The sequence below is a fragment of the Pseudomonas psychrophila genome (assembly GCF_001043005.1).
Taxonomy (GTDB): Bacteria; Pseudomonadota; Gammaproteobacteria; order Pseudomonadales; family Pseudomonadaceae; genus Aquipseudomonas; species Aquipseudomonas psychrophila.
Genome location: NZ_JYKZ01000006.1, coordinates 255,198 through 271,857 on the forward strand (window position 1 = coordinate 255,198; position 16,660 = coordinate 271,857).

General features: G+C 54.1%; 15 protein-coding genes, 1 tRNA gene and 1 pseudogene. 7 read left to right on the forward strand and 10 right to left on the reverse strand.

The window, feature by feature from the left end:
- The first annotated feature begins 160 nt into the window (after positions 1–160).
- The 3 genes from TU76_RS15875 (at position 161) to TU76_RS15885 (ending at position 4,834) form a co-directional block, all read left to right on the forward strand.
- Positions 161–871 carry a response regulator gene (locus TU76_RS15875; RefSeq protein ID WP_019821871.1) on the forward strand — a complete coding sequence of 237 codons (711 nt, stop codon included), beginning with the start codon at positions 161–163 and terminating at the stop codon, positions 869–871.
- On the forward strand, positions 868–2,217 hold the full coding sequence (locus tag TU76_RS15880; RefSeq protein WP_048352056.1) for an ATP-binding protein: 1,350 nt from the start codon (positions 868–870) through the stop codon (positions 2,215–2,217). The genes TU76_RS15875 and TU76_RS15880 overlap by 4 nt, the downstream gene beginning before the upstream one ends.
- A gap of 205 nt (positions 2,218–2,422) precedes the next feature.
- Positions 2,423–4,834 (forward strand): TonB-dependent siderophore receptor, encoded by a 2,412-nt coding sequence (locus TU76_RS15885; RefSeq protein ID WP_037031554.1) that lies wholly within the window; start codon positions 2,423–2,425, stop codon positions 4,832–4,834.
- 459 nt (positions 4,835–5,293) lie between these two features.
- On the opposite strand, the gene TU76_RS15890 is transcribed toward TU76_RS15885, so the two are convergent.
- The 4 genes and pseudogenes from TU76_RS15890 to TU76_RS15900 form a co-directional block, all read right to left on the reverse strand.
- Positions 5,294–7,699, reverse strand: coding sequence for a TonB-dependent siderophore receptor (locus TU76_RS15890; RefSeq protein WP_048352057.1), 2,406 nt, complete (start codon positions 7,697–7,699; stop codon positions 5,294–5,296).
- A 75-nt stretch (positions 7,700–7,774) separates the two neighbouring features.
- Entirely contained in the window at positions 7,775–8,467 is a 693-nt protein-coding gene (locus tag TU76_RS15895; protein WP_048352090.1) for a FecR family protein, read from the reverse strand.
- Positions 8,468–8,548: 81 nt separating this feature from the next.
- Positions 8,549–8,710, reverse strand: a pseudogene (locus tag TU76_RS25780) (FecR/PupR family sigma factor regulator); the annotation flags it as partial.
- A 4-nt stretch (positions 8,711–8,714) separates the two neighbouring features.
- Positions 8,715–9,212: an RNA polymerase sigma factor gene (locus TU76_RS15900; RefSeq protein ID WP_072022833.1), complete on the reverse strand. Its 498-nt coding sequence runs from the start codon at positions 9,210–9,212 to the stop codon at positions 8,715–8,717.
- A 393-nt stretch (positions 9,213–9,605) separates the two neighbouring features.
- On the opposite strand from TU76_RS15900, the gene TU76_RS15905 reads away from it, so the two are divergent.
- A complete protein-coding gene (locus TU76_RS15905) occupies positions 9,606–10,316 on the forward strand; it encodes a serine protease (RefSeq protein ID WP_231984092.1) in 711 nt (236 codons plus the stop codon).
- Positions 10,317–10,608: 292 nt separating this feature from the next.
- Here the strand turns inward: TU76_RS15905 and TU76_RS15910 are convergent, their stop codons facing one another.
- From TU76_RS15910 to TU76_RS15925, 4 genes are all read right to left on the reverse strand, one after another.
- A complete protein-coding gene (locus TU76_RS15910; protein WP_019821859.1) occupies positions 10,609–11,067 on the reverse strand; it encodes a GNAT family N-acetyltransferase in 459 nt (152 codons plus the stop codon).
- A 148-nt stretch (positions 11,068–11,215) separates the two neighbouring features.
- Positions 11,216–11,581, reverse strand: coding sequence for a cupin domain-containing protein (locus TU76_RS15915; RefSeq protein ID WP_019821858.1), 366 nt, complete (start codon positions 11,579–11,581; stop codon positions 11,216–11,218).
- 63 nt (positions 11,582–11,644) lie between these two features.
- Positions 11,645–12,163, reverse strand: coding sequence for a type 2 periplasmic-binding domain-containing protein (locus tag TU76_RS15920; protein ID WP_048352058.1), 519 nt, complete (start codon positions 12,161–12,163; stop codon positions 11,645–11,647).
- A 33-nt stretch (positions 12,164–12,196) separates the two neighbouring features.
- The gene (locus TU76_RS15925) at positions 12,197–12,892 is read right to left on the reverse strand and encodes an RraA family protein (RefSeq protein WP_231984093.1); all 696 of its coding nucleotides are present in this window, start codon (positions 12,890–12,892) and stop codon (positions 12,197–12,199) included.
- Between the two features lie 575 nt (positions 12,893–13,467).
- Here TU76_RS15925 and TU76_RS15930 point away from each other — a divergent pair.
- Entirely contained in the window at positions 13,468–14,040 is a 573-nt protein-coding gene (locus TU76_RS15930) for a nucleotidyltransferase family protein (protein WP_046809291.1), read from the forward strand.
- A gap of 87 nt (positions 14,041–14,127) precedes the next feature.
- Here the strand turns inward: TU76_RS15930 and TU76_RS15935 are convergent, their stop codons facing one another.
- The gene (locus tag TU76_RS15935) at positions 14,128–14,967 is read right to left on the reverse strand and encodes a hypothetical protein (RefSeq protein ID WP_048352059.1); all 840 of its coding nucleotides are present in this window, start codon (positions 14,965–14,967) and stop codon (positions 14,128–14,130) included.
- A gap of 101 nt (positions 14,968–15,068) precedes the next feature.
- The gene (locus TU76_RS15940; RefSeq protein WP_173667394.1) at positions 15,069–15,569 is read right to left on the reverse strand and encodes a GNAT family N-acetyltransferase; all 501 of its coding nucleotides are present in this window, start codon (positions 15,567–15,569) and stop codon (positions 15,069–15,071) included.
- Between the two features lie 140 nt (positions 15,570–15,709).
- On the opposite strand from TU76_RS15940, the gene TU76_RS15945 reads away from it, so the two are divergent.
- Positions 15,710–16,192 (forward strand): GNAT family N-acetyltransferase, encoded by a 483-nt coding sequence (locus tag TU76_RS15945; protein ID WP_019821847.1) that lies wholly within the window; start codon positions 15,710–15,712, stop codon positions 16,190–16,192.
- 376 nt (positions 16,193–16,568) lie between these two features.
- Positions 16,569–16,643 (forward strand) — tRNA-Gln (locus TU76_RS15950).
- Positions 16,644–16,660 lie beyond the last annotated feature (17 nt).

The window sequence follows — 16,660 nt, forward strand, 5'->3', positions numbered from 1 at the left end:
GGGCACTCCGGAATAGATTGCGCGCAGCTTGCCTGAGTGTTTTTGCCTGAAGATGTCTGATTTATGTCTGCAAAGCAGAAATGTTTCACGATTGAAATAAATGACCGTCACGCCAGAATAGTTTTAGATACCTTCCTTTTTGCACCATGGATCACTGAATGTGAGCAGGTTACTGATCGTCGACGACGATGTGGAAATCCTATTGCTGCTAGAGAAGTTCTTTCTCATGCATGCCTATGAAGTGGAACTGGCCACCGATGGCAAGGCAATGTGGGCGGCAATCGACCGCAAGCGTCCGGACCTCATCATTCTCGATCTGATGCTTGCGGGTGAGGGTGGTTTAAGCCTGTGTCAGAAGTTGAGGCTCAATACTCGTATTCCGGTGGTAATGCTGACCGCTATGGGGGAATTGAGTGACCGTATTGTCGGCCTGGAGTTGGGTGCCGATGATTACCTGACCAAGCCTTTCGACCCCAGAGAGTTACTTGCCCGGTTACGCGCGGTGCTGCGCCGCGCCAATGATCCTGTACACCCGCGGATCGAAGACACACGGCTGGTTATCCGTTTCGCTGGCTGGCATCTGGACGTTACGCGCCGCGAATTGCGTTCGTCCGCAGATGTAATGATTCCGCTCTCTGGCGGTGAATTCGATCTACTGGTGGTCTTTCTTGAGCACCCTGAACGTATCCTTACGCGTGAGCAATTGATCGATCTGACGCGTGGGCAGAATCATGAAGCCTTTGATCGAAGCATCGACGTGCAGGTCAGCCGCCTGCGACGAAAAATAGAGCCAGACAGCAAACGTCCAGATCTGATTCGTACCGTGCGCAATGGTGGGTATATGTTCAACGCCAAGGTGACGCGGACGTGATTCGTCAGATTGCGCACATAGATACTCTTCGGCGCCGGATTGCATTGACCATAGTCGCGGCAATGCTGTCTTCGCTCGTACTCTATGCCCTGTTTGTTCAGGTCGCCGGAGTCTGGGCCAAACCCCCAGTGGATCAAATCGGGTTGCTGGACCAGGTCGCAGCTACGACGCGAGTCATCCAGGCGGCACCCCCGGCAATGCGCGCGCAGTTGTCGGACGCAGCGAGCAATCCGACACTTGAGGTGCAATGGCGCGAACGCCGAAGCGGCTTCGAACTGCCTGTGTCTGGTACCTTGTTAGGCCCTGATAGTGCGCCGGTTTTGCGTGAGTTACTGGGGGAGACAGATCACAAAATTGAAGTCTTACAGCCCGCCAATTGGCCCGCGGATAGCCCACAAGCTCGCTATGTCATGTTGGTACAACTGAGCGACGATAGCTGGTTGTCGTTTACGCCACCGCAACGCAGTTGGGGGATGAGTGCTGCGTTGCGCTTTGCCATCGTTATTGCCCTTGGCCTGGTTGCGACTTGGTTGGTTGCCTGGTTCGCCACGCGCCAACTGGCTAACCCGCTGCAACGTTTCACCAGCGCTGCGCAACGCTTTGGTGGGGACCTACACGCGCCTCCCATTGATATCGAAGGGCCGTATGAAATTCGCCAAGCGATTATTGCTTACAACACCATGCAAGCCAAAATTCAGCAATTCATCGCCGAACGCACGCACATGCTAGCGTCAATCTCCCACGACCTGCGCGCGCCTCTCACGCGCATACGGCTTCGTTGCGAGTTTATTGAAGACATTGAGCAGCAACGCAAGCTGATCCGCGACACTGATGAAATGCAATCGATGATCAACTCGGCTTTGGGTTTTTTTCGCGACGAGGCACTGCAAGAACAAGCCACCAGTTTTGATCTCTCAGAGCTGCTGCAAACCGTGATCGATGATTATAGCGATCAGGGTATCGTTGTTGATTTTGCAGGCCCGCCCCATCTGGTGTTTTTCGGCCGCCCGGTGGGTATTAAAAGGATAACTGCTAATTTGCTGGAAAATGCCGTGAAGTATGCGAAACGACCGTGCATAAAATTGAGCAGTGACACGTGCTCGGTTCGCATCGAGGTGAGCGATGAAGGGCCAGGGATTCCTGAATCGGAGCTGGAAAACGTTTTTTCCCCATTCTTCCGACTTGAACCCTCTCGTAATCGTAACTCCGGTGGCGTTGGCCTGGGCTTGTCCTCGGCTCGGGCGATGTCACGCCTGCACGGCGGAGAGTTGCTGTTGAGAAACCGTTGTGGCGGCGGGCTCGTTGCACACGTTGAGTTGCCCCATGGGTTGTTGAATCGGCCTTAGCGGGGCGGTTTGGTCTGGTTCCGGTTAGTGACCTTTTTTACATACTCACCGGTTGCGTTGGTGTTGGCCAAGCGAACGCGACGGACGTTTGATGGCTTCAACCGCGATTGGGTTGAGTCTCTCCATAAGTTTTTGTAAAAGATTCCCATTAGCAATTCGTCTCCTACCTGTGGATCACATAATCATCACTAACAGGAGCCGATGGATGTCCGCTTGTTTCTCTTGCCCCCCCTTTAGTCTTCGCAGTGTCGCGTTGGCGTTTAGTTTTTCTGGTTCGTTATTGGCCAATAGCGCTGCGTGGGCCGCGCCGGTCAGTTACACCATTTCGGCGGGGTCTCTGACCAACGCCATCAATACGTTCGCCAGCACGAGCGCAGTGAGCGTCAGCTTCAGCAGCGAAGAAACTGCTGGTTTGCTCACTGCTGGGTTGCAGGGGCATTACGAACCGGAGCAGGGCCTCGCTCTATTGCTGCAAGGCAGTGGTCTGAAGTTTCAGCAAGTGGGTGACAAGCGCTACAGGCTGGCCCGGTCTACCCCATCCAGTTCGATGGAGTTGGCTGCAACGACTGTCTCCAGTGTGGGCCTCGGCGCCACCACTGAGGACACGGGCAGCTACACCACGGGCTCGGCCAACACCGCAACCGGTCTGCGCCTGTCGGCACGCGAGACGCCGCAGTCGATCAGTGTAATAACGCGCGAGTTGATTGAAGATCTGAACCTGAACGATGTGACCCAGGTGCTTGAGCAGACCCCAGGCGTGGTCGTCGAGAGCATGGGGCCCGCCGGTAGCGACGCTAACCACATCTATGTACGAGGTTTTGAAGTCGGCAGTATTCAGGTCGACGGGGTCAATCGACCTGATACCTATGGGTTTAGCGACGACCTTTCTGACACGGTTACGTTTGACAGGATCGAGGTGGTGCGTGGCGCCACGGGGTTGATGTCGGGGACCGGTGATCCCGGTGCCACCGTCAATCTGATTCGCAAAAAACCGACGCTAGAAACAAAACGTACGCTGACGCTTAAGGCGGGCTCTTGGGATAGTTACCGCACCGAACTGGACGTGTCCGGAAAGTTGTCCGAAAGCGGCAATGTTCGCGGGCGTTTTGTCGCGTCGAGCAGCGATAGCCGGAGTCACATCGACCGCCAGACCCTGGAACGGCAGGTGGGATACGGGGTGCTTGAATGGGACGTCACCGATGACACAATGCTGACAGTCGGGGCGGAGTATCAGGACATGGACAACAAAGGGGCCGGCAACCATGGCTTCCCGATGTTCACTTCCGATGGTGGTCACTTCAGCCCGTCTCGTTCGTTCAACTCGGCCTCGGACTGGAGTTACCACAAACGTCGAACCAAGACGCTGTTCACCACCCTTGATCGAGAACTTGATAACGGCTGGCATATAAAGTTCAACGCTGAGCACAGTCGGCGCAGCTACGACGACGCCTTTGCCACTGCGGCCAACGGCACCGTGAAGCCCGACGGCAGTGGTATCGGCACGTGGACTGGACGTTGGTCAGGGGAGCCACGACAGACCACGTTCGACCTGTCGGCTACCGGTCCTTTTGAGCTGTTTACCCGCGAGCACCAACTGTATCTGGGCGTCAGTCACTCCAAGTCGTATTACCGCAACGATGGTTATCCGCTCTGGTCGTTCCAGGACATCAACAACATCTACACATGGGATGGCTCGCTGGCCATACCGGATGCCATTTACACCAAGTCGTCAAGAGATGCGCTGGATGAAAAACAGGATGGGTTGGTCGCTTCGGTTCGCTGGAGTCTGGCGGATGATCTGTCGCTGATTACCGGGGCGCGAGTGATCGACTGGAAGCGAGACGAAGCCGCCACCAAACTGTCGACAGGCGATATCAAACGCACCTCGCGCAGCGAAACCGGGATCGTGACGCCATACTTGGGCTTGGTCTATGACTTCGACGAAAACTGGTCGGCCTATGCCAGCTACACCACTATCTTCAAACCGCAAAATAACAAGGACGTCAATGGGAGCTACCTGGACCCTAAAGAAGGCGTGAACTATGAGTTGGGGATCAAGAGTGAGTTCTGGGAAAAGCGTCTGACTGCTGCTCTCAGTGTCTTCGAGGTGCATCAAGACAATCTTGCAGTAGCCGATGGCGCCCAACTGGCGCCGGATGGCAACCAAGCCTATCGCGCTGAGTCGGGCACAAAAACCCGCGGGTTTGAGATGGAAATGGCCGGGGAGATCCTTCCCGATTGGCAGGTCTTGGCCAGCTATACCTATGCCGAGGTAAAAAACTCGAGTGATAAACGCCTGTTGACCGAAGTGCCTCGCGATACGTTGAAGCTGTTTACCAGCTATCGCCTCGATTCACTCCCGCAATTGAAAGTGGGCGGCGGTGTGCGCTGGCAAGGTACGGAGTATTACAAAGGCGCCGGGCCTAACAAGGAGACATTCACTCAGGGTGCTTACAGTGTTGTCGATCTGATGGCGCAGTACGCGTTCACGCCACAAACCAGCGTCTCGCTTAACCTCAACAACGCGCTGGACAAGCGTTATTACACCGCGATCGGTGCTCGTGGATGGTATGGCACCCCACGAAGCGCTACGGCCACACTTGTCTACGCGTTCTAAGTCGCTCCCTGCACGTTGTGGCCTTTTCTGCCGTGAGAGAAGCACCTTGAAGCCCGCATAACTGCGCAATGCTCCTTACTTTAGAACGAAGCACGACCAGCGGTGTGAAGAACTGGTCGTGCTTTATTGCCAAAGATCGTGAGCAAGCTAGCTCTCATAAAGTCGGCTTTTACATAAGTGAACAGCATTGTCGCTTTGCGGTTTTTTTTTGTGTCCGGCAACCGGCGCAGCCGGGAGCAAGGCCCATGAGAATTGTGGCGCGTGAAAGCAGTACTTGCTGCCATGACGGTAAGCTGATGTTTTAAGTTAAATGAGCGCAAGGACGTGATCGAATTCAGAGTGATACGACACGCTCGGACCTTCATTCTTGCGGGGCTTCAGGCTTCGCACAAGCCTGGCGCAGGGCACAGAACCCCCTTTCAACACTTAATCACTGGCTTGCCAAGGCAAAACAGCGCCTTAGAAACTGTAGCGGGCAGTCAGTTTCATATTGCGTGGATCGCCGTAGATGTCGTACGGATCATAGCCTCCGTTAGCAATGCTGACGTAGTAAGTACGGTCGAAGAGGTTGTTTACGTTGAGTTGCAGATCCAGTTGCTCGCTAGCCTTATAGCCTGCCACCAGGCCGGCCACCGTGTACGAACCCTGTCGATTTTGCCATGCCGTGGTACCGCTGCCACCTGAGGTGCGAATCTGGCTCTGCTGGTAGACATCACCACCAATGCGCCAGCGTTGCAGGTCACCGGGCAGGGTATAGATCGTGGACAGTTTGAATAGCTGGCGCGGCAGTCTACGGTTGAAATCCTGGCCTTCCAGGGTTGCGTTGGTGTCGCTGACGTATTTCGTCTGGGTGTAGGTATACCCACCGGCCAGTTGCCAGTTTTCGGTCAGGGCACCCTGTAGTTCCAGATCAATACCCCGGCTGCGCACCAGGCCGGAAGCTTCATAGCACGCACTGATGGCGCTGGTGCCGCAACCTTTGACATCAGGTAATTCCAGGGCTCGGTTTTTCTGATCGATCTGGAAAATCGCCGCGCTGGCGTTGAGTGCGCCATCAAAGTATTCGCCCTTTATACCCACCTCGTAGTTCTCACCCACGATAGGGACGATCACTTCTGCGCCGATGCCTTTTTCGGTTTGCGGCTTGAAGATATCGGTGTAGCTGACATAGACCGAGTGATGGGGGGTCAGGTCATAGACCAGGCCGGCATAGCGGGTCAGATTGCGCGTGACCTTGTAGCTGCTTTCAGGATTTGTCCTGTTTTCGAATTCATACCAGTCCAGGCGGCCGCCGAGAATCAGCGACAACGGTTCGGTCAAGCGCAGGCGGGTACTGGCATATAAGCTGTCCTGGGTGGTGGTCTCGGGACGGCCGTTGGGGCCCTTGACGATATCGGGCTTGGCATGGCCACGTGGATCCCAGGTGAAGAGATCGGTGCCATTGTCGATGAACGCTTCCCAAAGCTTACCGGTACGATAATCCAGCTGGCGCTTACTGACGCCCACCGTCAGGTCATGTTCCTGGCCCAGTAACTGGAAGGGACCGCTGAAGGCCAGGTCGTAACCGGTTTCTTTCTGCTCCATGGCTTGCGTCCATAGATAGTGACGGTTGTATGCCCATATGGATGAGGCCAGCACATCAGTGTGGGTCGTCGACTGCATGGCGGCCATGCGCAGCTTCCAGTCGTTGGCCAGGCCATGTTCCAGAGTCGCGAAATAACCGGTGGTGCGGTTGTCCATGTATTCCCAGTCATGCCCCAGGAAGGTGTCGCGTGACAGCCCAAGGTGCCCACCACCTCGGACCATGGGCAAGCCACCCCAGACGTAGTTGGTATGGTCCTTCTGGCGGTAGGCACCGAGCGTCAGTGTGGTGCTGTCGCTCAGGTCGGCATCGACCACGCCATAGAACAGATCTGCGTCACTCCCCACAGAATCACGGAAACTTTTGGCGTCTTGCCGCGAGATCACGGTACGCGCTCGCAGAGTGCCGTTTTCATTGAGCGGACCGCCGATGTCCAGCGTGCTGCTGTAATCGTCCCAACTACCGGCACTGCCAGTGAGTGTGGCCTGGAACTCATGGGGAGGGCGTTTGCGTATCAGATTGATGGCGCCAGCAGGGCTGCCGGCGCCTTGGGCCAGGCCAGTGGCGCCTCGAACGATCTCCACCCGATCATACATGGCCAGGTTAGCTTCGCTGCTGGGCAGGTAAGTGAGGAAGCTAGTGGGAAAGCCGTCGTACAGGATGGTGTCGACGTCAAAACCGCGCGCGCTGAACGTGGGCCGCCCGGCTCCGCCAGAGTTATTAAGGTAAATGCCCGGCGCACTTTGGACCACATCGCTAATGGTGGTCATGGCCTTGTCGTCCATGCGCTTGCGCGTGACCACGCTGACCGACTGCGGCGTTTCACGCAAGGTCAGGGGTAGCTTGGTGGCGGTCTGCATGGCCCCGGTGGTATATGAACCGGTGTTCTCGGTCACTTCGCCCATCACCCGGCCCTGGATTGAAGTCTCTCCCAATTGCAGAGTGCTTCCCGATTCGGGGGCTTTTTCCAGCATTACGCTGTTCCCACCGGTCGCGCGCCATGTCAAGCCGCTGCCTTTCAACACTTCAGCCAGTGCGACCTCTGGCTCTTTGGTACCGACCACCCCGGGGCTGCTCTTGCCGACGACCAGCGTGCCATCGAATATCACCTGCAAGCCGCTTTGAGCGGCCAGTCGATTCAGCGCGCTCGCCAATGGTTGTTGCGGGATGTTGAAGGTGTGGGAGTCGGCAACCGCCAGGCCGGACATCAGACCGCAGAGCATTGTTAGCGAAGCGACTGACAACGGTTTGATTCGCAAACCTTCAGGTAACGGATGGTGCATCGGTACTCTCCCAAATACGAAGTATTATCGTTCTAGGGAGGAAGACGGACGACACGCCAACAACCGTAAAAATAGTTACGTTTTGGGTGAAACCACCAGCAGGTAGTTTGTGTAGCGCTCGATTTTGATTGGAAAGACGCTCTCCAGCGTCGCCAAGCCTTCATCAAGGTGGTCGAGTTGAAAGGTGCCGCTGACCTTGAGTGCGCCCAGGCGCGTGTCCCTGATCAGCAGGATGCCCGGGCGATAGCGTTCGACCTGCTCAAGCACCTGCGAAAGCGGCGTCAACTCGAAGACCAGACGGCCTTGTTCCCAAGCCAGTACCCTGTCGACATCCACGCTCTGCTTCGCGCCCAGCCCGTGGAGATGCGCGCCGACGGCTTCGCCAACACCGAGCGTGATCTTGTCAGAGCCTTCAGTGACGGCCACACGTCCACGGCGAACCGTAACGTCGATGTTTTCACCCTCACGGCGCACCGCGTAGATCGTGCCAAGTGCCGTCGCGTTCAAGGCGCCAGCCTGCACACTGAAGGGGCGTTTCGGGTCGGGGTTTACATCGAAAAGAGCTTCTCCTTTGCGCAGGGTAATGCGCCGCCCATCGGCCGTGAGATTCACATCTACGGCGCTGTTGGCGTTCAGGACGATGCGAGAACCATCATCAAGAACGACCTGCCGACGCTCACCGGTGCCGGTGTAATAGTCTGCATCCAACGCCATTTGTTGAGCCCATACGAGGCCAAGCCCCAGCACCAACGACGCGGCGATGCCCATCTGCCAGATTCGACGTGACGACGGCCGTGCCGGGGCGTGAGGCTCAGCCAGATAGGCACTTAAACACCACAGACGCCGTGCTTCGACAAACGCTTGTTGATGATCCGGCGCCAGTTCGCACCAAGCCCGCGCCGCAGCGCGGTCAGAGGGCAGTACGGAGCCAGAGGTAAGGCGAATGACCCACGCGTGGGCTGTGCGCTGAACCTCTGTGACGGACGGGGGAGGGGTGGGTTGATCGTGCATATCGTTATCGTTGCAGGCATTGACTGAGAAAGTCGAGCGCAATAGCTAATTGTTTTTCCACCGTACTTATCGATACCTGCAGTTGCGAGGCCACTTCCTTGTGGGGAAGGTTTTGTAGCCGACACAGTGTAAATATGTGCTGGCACTGGACAGGTAAACGGTTCAAAGCGTGGGCCATTGCTGCTAGATCTTGTTGCGCAACCACAACATCGAATAGCTCGGGGCTTTCACCCGTGACTTCATAAAGGTAGGCGATACCTTCGTCGAGGTGCTCTCGGATTTGGCTGCTGCGCGCGTGGTCAATGACCAGGTTTCGGGCAATTTTAAAGATAAAACCGCGTAAATTCAGCACAGGCTTGCGTGGCGGTTGACGGAGCAGGCGCAGGTAGGTTTCCTGAGCCAAATCGGCAGCGGTCTCGGGATTGCGCAACTGGCGATGAAGAAAAGAGCGCAACTCTGTTGCATGGGCCCGAAAGGCCAGCTCAAGCTCTTCGGTGGTCATGCTCGTCATAAGCAGAGATCACGCAGCGGAAGGTCGCACACTTTAATGATAACGAGTCGTATTAACAATATTTATTTCGCTGCCGCCAAAAACAGCCTGTAACTGATGGGTGGCTGCTTTTAGCCCCAGGCAGCTCTTAGTGACAGGGAGCAAGCGTCCATAAGCGGCCGCTCGGATATATCCACGCATCTAGGTGCCATTCACAAGGGAATCCAGGCCAACCTGGACATTGTCTACCGTGCCGCAGTTGGATTTAGAAATTCATGTTATTAGAAATTCGACTATAAGTAATACGGCGACCACTAAGATAGATGATTAGGTGCTATACCCTGCATTGTCAAATGACTGACAATAACATTCGACCGTAATATTTCTATGAGCCGATAATTTATAATGATCAAGATAACAGTGATTTTACTAGTGGCACTTTCCACCGTGGGATGCAATGGCTTTGTAAAGCCCGATTTGTCGGGAGAATATAATGATTCGTACTTTGTGGTCTTCTCAGGCTTTCCAGCACCGTTTCTATATACGGCCTCGGCAGTGCAGTGGAACGATGATTACGCCGTAACGACCCGGCATACTCCATTCTTGCCCGATATTGCATACTCCTGCAGTACAGGCTGTGACCTCGCCTTCATCAAGCACAAAGCAGACGGCAGCTATCCTTCATGGCGAGCACCATGTCTGGGTGAGGAAATAACGGCCGTGGGGGTAAGCCCCTACATGATGACCACAACAGGCAAGGGTAAGGTGTATCAAACTCCCTTCCTCAATGTAAAAGAAAATAGCGGTGATCTTTATGGTATTCACGATGCCCCAGTGATCAAAGGGATGTCGGGTGGGCCGGTCATCGGCGTTGACGGTAGTGTGGTTGGTATTAATGAAGGATACTACTCGGTCACACCACACGATATACCTGCTCAGACCGATTTAAGAGGTGCTGAGAGGGTAAGTATCTTTGTCCCTTACTCCATTATTGCGCGTGAGTGGAGATTGTTCCAGGCTCAGCTTAATCACGACACTCGCCCGATAGGGCCGACCCCGAAAACTGATTTCTGCCCTGAGTTGGGTTTGAAACCGCTGAACATAAAAGCCAAATAAATAATAATTTTTATGCCAACTGCAGCGCAGCGTGAGCCAGTTTGTTCTTATATGCGTTCCGAGTGGGCTCTCACTCGCTCTGAAAAATTACTGGATGGATCACGTAATTATTTCGCACTAACCCTGGGGGCCGCCTGTCTGTCACTCAGTGCCCCCAGCTGTGATTTAGATGCCGTTGTACCTGGGGTCGACTGAGGCGAAAAAATTGATACATACCCGGTTCACTAGGTAGTGGCTTGCAAGGTGCCCAGAAAATTCGGTGTGTTTCACCACCACCTGCTGCTGGTTGGAGTCAGAGAGTCCGGGTCATTAGCCACTGTTCCTTCTCCCATGCCTGGAAGCACTCCAATACCTGCCATCCGCGCCTCGCGTAGTAATCGTGGCGATCATGAGTGTGCAGGTAGAGTTGTGAGCAACCGCCGCTCTTTGCTGCGATGCAGATACCCTCAATCAGTTGCTCCGCCAAGCCTCGCTTTCTTGCATGCGTGGCTATGAACACGCATGCGAGCCACGGGCCGAGTTCCGGACGCTCCGGCAAGTCGTTTGTTGCGAGTGCCGCCCCTCCGAGAAGCTGGCCATCTTCTAAAGCAATCAGGCTTGGCCAATCGCCGTTAGTCTGCCCCTCAGCGAATTCATGTTGCCAGTCAGCCAAAGGTTGCCCGGTGAACTCGTAAGTGAACTGTCGGTGTAACCACTCGGCCATGGTGTTGCTGAACTGCATATGGTCACGGAGCCAAACCAGTTGGAGCATGGGGGTCTTCCTTGTTTGATTGCGATGAACAAGCATGGGGCTGAAGGAGGGTTGAAGCTGATTCTATCGCTGAACTGTCGTTCGGGAAGTGGGAGCGATGATGCCGCTCGGTCCTGACAGGTGAGCGGCATCTTTTCGCATTGCGTGTCTACGCAATTACATCCCAGGCCACTTTGTGGAAGTCGAGCTTCTTGTAGTCTTCCCGAACGGGGGAATAAATTTCAAGTATCTCGCAAGCTTCCAGGGCGATTGCTTCGTGTCCGATATTGGATTGAACAATGGCGCATTGTCCGTCGGTCAATACATAGGGGATGTTGTCGACGATTAGCTTCAGCGTTCCTTTAATGATGATGGGGCAGGCTTCTTGTACATGCTGGTGGCGAGGGATTATAGCGCCTTTGTCCAAAGACCAGAATGCGATCGTGCAATGCTCTGTATGGATGAAGCGCGCTCGCGCGGTGCCCTCGGAGTTAATGTTGTGTTCAGTCAAATCTTGAATGGTTATCTTGCCCATGACGGTCACTTTCTCCATAAAGTTTCAGAAACGGCTAAAGAGATCAAAGACAGTAGCGTGCGATCAGGTTTTAAGGTGGATGCTGAATCCCATCGGCACCGGACCAAAGTTCCTAGCAATCTCCAGTTTGTTGGCGTGTGCCGCAGCCATTGTAGTGATGCAAGCGTCGATACTTCCTTGCGCGCACTGCAGGGCCGCCTCACTGTTCGATGTGCACAGAACTATATCCGGGGAGGAGCCTAACGCTTTAAGTTGGTTCAGCAGGCTGACGGGGGCGGGGTGCGATCCAATACGGTTAATCGTATGGCTCTGGTTTGTGGCGAAAACCATATCGTGAGTATCCATCAAGTGGTGGTCCACAAGCTTCAAACAGTCGAGGTGACGAAACACCAGTTCATGCAGTTGTGGGTACACGATACAGCCCATCAAGACACCAGGCTCGGGCGAGCTCAGCAAATCGTCCAGAGCATCCTCGAGGGTCGTGCGAAGATTTATTTGGCCGGACCAGTGTTGTTTTTCCATGTACTGGTGGGCTGCTTTTTCACAGTTTGTTCCGGCAGGTCCAAGCGTATATATATTCATGCCCAACTATTCCTTGTAGGGATGGTGAATGATTTAGATGCGGTTGCGTTCTTCTACCAAGGTGATCAAACTCCGTGTGTCATGTTTGTCATGCAGGATGTCTAAAATCTCCCTCTCTGTCTTCTCGATCTCGAGTGCCAGGTAAACGATGTCTTTCAATACATCAGGCGGCAGTATGACTGTCCCGTTGGCATCCGAAATGATGACGTCTTTTGTCTTTATCAGGCAGCCGTCAATCATGCAGCTGTCACCCACGGACTTGACCCGATAGCTGCCTTGGGTATCCACGGGGGTGAAGTTAGTGGCAAGGACTGGCATCGCAAGGGCTTTTAATTCCGATACGTCGCGTACAGCGCCACCCAGCACGACGCCTTCGAAACCCAGTTTAGCGAAATAACTGCAACTCAGACCTCCGGCGAGCGCCTCTTCCTTTATTAAGTGGCCTCCACCGGCCACATAAACAAGGCCGTCGGCAGAGTGTATGTCTGGAACCAGGAAGTTTTTTACTTGGTGCCATGTAGACGGTTGAGACTCAGAGATATTGCCTGTTTTTCTAACGCGCTCCCACTCTATCGTATAGGCTTCGCCCACAAAGTAGTGCTGTTCGGTATTGACTGATTTTATGCTTCGGCAAATAACGCTTCCGATGCCTTTGGCGTCCATGATGTCTGCAAAAGTAGAAGTGCTTATCTTGTTGGATTTTATAAGTTCAGTAAGGCTCTTGTTCACGTAAATTTCCTTTTTAAGTGAATTGTCCATGTGTCTTGTTTGAATGCTCGAGGTGCCGTGGGAATGCAAGTGAAGCGCTGTATTTGTATTGGCTTGTGTTCGGGAAGTCAAGGATGAGCCGATTGATTGTCATATGATAAATCGGAATAACTAATCCTTGGTTTTTGAGGTGCGCAAACCAATTTTATTGCCTTAAACAAAAAAGCTCTACATGTTATAGCTGCTTGCATAGGTTTTATGAGGTGATGATTGATTGGAGTGCTATGTTGGAGGGGGTAGCGTAGCCGTTAGTTTGCATGAGGCCTGCTAAAGTTGATGCTCTGCGTGATAATCTTTATATGTTGATTGTACGATTTGTCGATTTTTTTACTATTGGGTCAATGGCAATGTTGGTGTTCTTTATTTCGCGTTTGTAATAGTCTTTCGCAAAAGAACCTGGCGCGCAGTGGTCGCGAGAAAAACTGCAAGTGGCTATTATATGAGGCCTGTATTTAAAAGAGCTGTATATCCGGCATCTTCATTCTGCAAGGCATCACTTTCAGCAAGGTGCGGGGTATTGAAACTGAGGACCCACTGTGAAATTGACGCACGAAAGTCTGGTCAAAATAGCAATGAACAACCCTGTTAACGTGCAGATCTCTGAGCGGCTGCCTTTGTTGGGGCTGAACCAATGCATGCTGACAGCGGGTTGTTTATTTCAAGCCGTCTGGAATCATCATTCGAATCTGCCACCGGCATCAGGTGTGAAGGACTACGACATTTTTTACTTTGACACGGACCTGTCCTGGGAGGCTGAGAACGGCGTTATTGTTCGAACCCGGCAGCTTTTCCAGGACCTGGACGTTAACGTTGATATCAAGAATCAGGCTCGTGTCCATCTATGGTACGGCGAACGGTTTGGCAGGGCTTATCCGCGACTTGAGTCGTCAAGAGACGGCGTTGATCGCTACCTTGTTGCCGGTACGTGTATTGGTTTGGTCCCTGAGACGGGTGAGGTGTATGCACCCTACGGACTGGATGATGTGGCACTGGGGCTTCTACGCCCCAATCCCAGAAATCTGCAACCTGACTTGTTCACACAGAAAGCCAGAAGCTATCAAGCGCGCTGGCCGTGGTTGCGGATCGTTGAGTCCAGCTCACATGGCTAGATTTTGAAGGTAAAACCCGTGGAGGAAACCGGAACACAACGATCGCACTCGGCTTGATTTCCACAGTAGCGGCAAGCAGACCGTCTTCTACGAAAGCAGGATGATGGTCGTGCTTTCTAACAGCACTGGTCGCACCAGAATCTTGTAGCAGTCGGCATCGAATGCTTGCCCCGTGAGCTTGGGGGCCTTTCTGGCATCAGCCTCGCAGGCGTAAGTCCCAATGTAACGCCAGCTGTCTACGACGTGGTATTCCTCGGCCTGCCCATGCCGTTCGTGCAAAGCGATTGGGCCGGGGAACGGCCAGTGATGCACTGCCCAGCGTTCTAAAGCAGCGAGCAAGCGTTCGGTATGCGCCTCATGACTTTCTGCGCCTTTGCAGGCCCCGGCGCACTTTCCAATTTGTGCCCTGAAGCAGGCGCGTCCCGAGGATTTATCAATCCCTAGCAGGGTATGGCAGAGGCGATGCTCGTCCGCAATCAGCATCAGAGCGTCGGTAGCCATTCGCCGGTTACGGAAAAGTCCGTACAGCTGAGGTCCTGTGCCAATCGCGGTGGTGTCGATGATCTCCAGCACCCCGTCGCGAATACGCAGCGAACACAGGCGTTGCTGACGACGAAGCCGCTTGTTCTTCAAGGGTTGCAGTTCTTTGATCAGTCGGGATTCAAGCAGCAGGGCGCCTATTTCCCCTGCGGTTTGCTGGTACTCGATTCGTTGCGCCTGGCGCAGCATTCTGGCTTCTTCGGGCGCGCGCAGGTGGGCAAGCAGTCGGCTGCGAATATCGATGCTTTTGCCGATATAAAGCGGTATCGAATCGCCTTCAGCGTAAAAGAAATAGACCCCTGGCGCCCGGGGAGCAGCTTCGACCTGAGCACGCAGGTGCGATGGGTATTCATAAATAAGGTCTGGGCGAGCAGGGGGGGCGGGCATACCGGAAACCTTCGTGGCGGATCAGTGTGGCTGTTAGCCAGATCATCGATCTTCAGACACTTATCTGATTGGCTAGTTTCGACACCACGCGGTCTACCCGTTTATGCAACGTAAGAAAACACGGCATAAACAGAACCCTTGAATGAAAACGATGCAACTTGATTCATGCCCATTTTCACGTGCGCGCGCAGTGAGGGTTCGTTGTCCTGACGGATGAAAAGAATCCCCTCACGGCCTGGTTCAAGGCGCTTCAGGGCGGCGAACATTTTTTGCGCCAAGCCCTTGCCACGTTCCTCCTCGCCAACACAGACCGGACCATAGACATAGGCCTCAGGGGTGCCTTGATAGGCGTCGAACATGGCTTTTACGATGGGTATATCCGCATTCATTGTCCGGCTGGTGCTCATCAAAAAGCCGGTTACGTGGGCGCCGCGCCGGGCAACGATTAACGGCATTTCTTGCATCATGGCTGCGATACGCGAGCGGGGCAGGCTTGCAGACAGTGAGCCGCCACGGGCTGTCTGATTAGCTTCTTGAAGCTCAAGAATGCCGTCCAGATCGCTCTCGACAGCCGTACTGACAATGCTTTCATACTCGGTCATGGGTACTTCTCCGTCAGTTTTAAAAAATTACAAGCCGAGCCTCAAGGCAGCGAGCCCCTGGTCTGCGCTCGAAACAGCCAGGTGCTTGAGCAAATGGCGGTGAGCTAGAATGCCGGGGCCATAGATCTCAAGGACGCGCTATGAAAATACACCACCGGCCTGTGAAAGCGGATGACATCAAAACAATCTGCGGCCTTCCTCAGGGCGCTCAGGAACTGTTTTATATGTTCCCAAAAGCGCAATACCCACTGACGGAGTCACAAATGGCCGACGCGATTGCGCAGCGGTTCGATTCAACGATTTTCGAAGCCGATAATAGAGTTGTCGGTTTTGCCAACTTCTATCGGGCTGAGCCGGGCGGGACTTGCTGTATCGGCAATGTCATCGTTGCCCCGCAGGCGCGATGCAAAGGTGTGGCGAGCTTCATTGTGGAGACGATGACAGCGCTGGCGTTCGACCGATACGACGCCTCTGAAGTACAGCTCTCGTGTTTCAACGGTAATACTGCGGGCTTGCTGCTTTATCCAAAGCTGGGATTCCAGCCCTTTGCTATCGAAGAGCGAGCTTCACCGGAGGGCGACAGATTGGCGCTGATCCATATGACCCGCAGAAGGGCAGGCTGAAGAGATCGGCCAGTGGTGAAGGTAATGCTGACAGTACATCTGTGGGGCCGAGCCTGCTCGCGAAGATCGGTGTTGACTGGGGATAGCCGAGGCGCTTTTACAGTCTTCGCGAGCGGGCTCGGCACCACAGTTGAGGTGTCACGGATTTTTAGTGGGGTGGCCCGCATTACGGCCAAAAGGGCTTAATTTTGCCCCGAGAACCACTAAGTAGCTGTTTTTGAATAAATTTATTTAAAAAGTGCTTCCCCAATCCAAAGAGTGTTGGTATATTTGCGCCCGTTCTTGCAGCGAACCCTTACAGGCTCGCAGCAAATGGCGACATTTGCAGGCTGCAAGCATCAGTAAAAGAGTGCCAGGCACTCATCGCTACAGATACAGGGGCGTCGCCAAGCGGTAAGGCAGCAGGTTTTGATCCTGCCATGCGTTGGTTCAAATCCAGCCGCCCCTGCCATTTTCAAGAGTTCATCC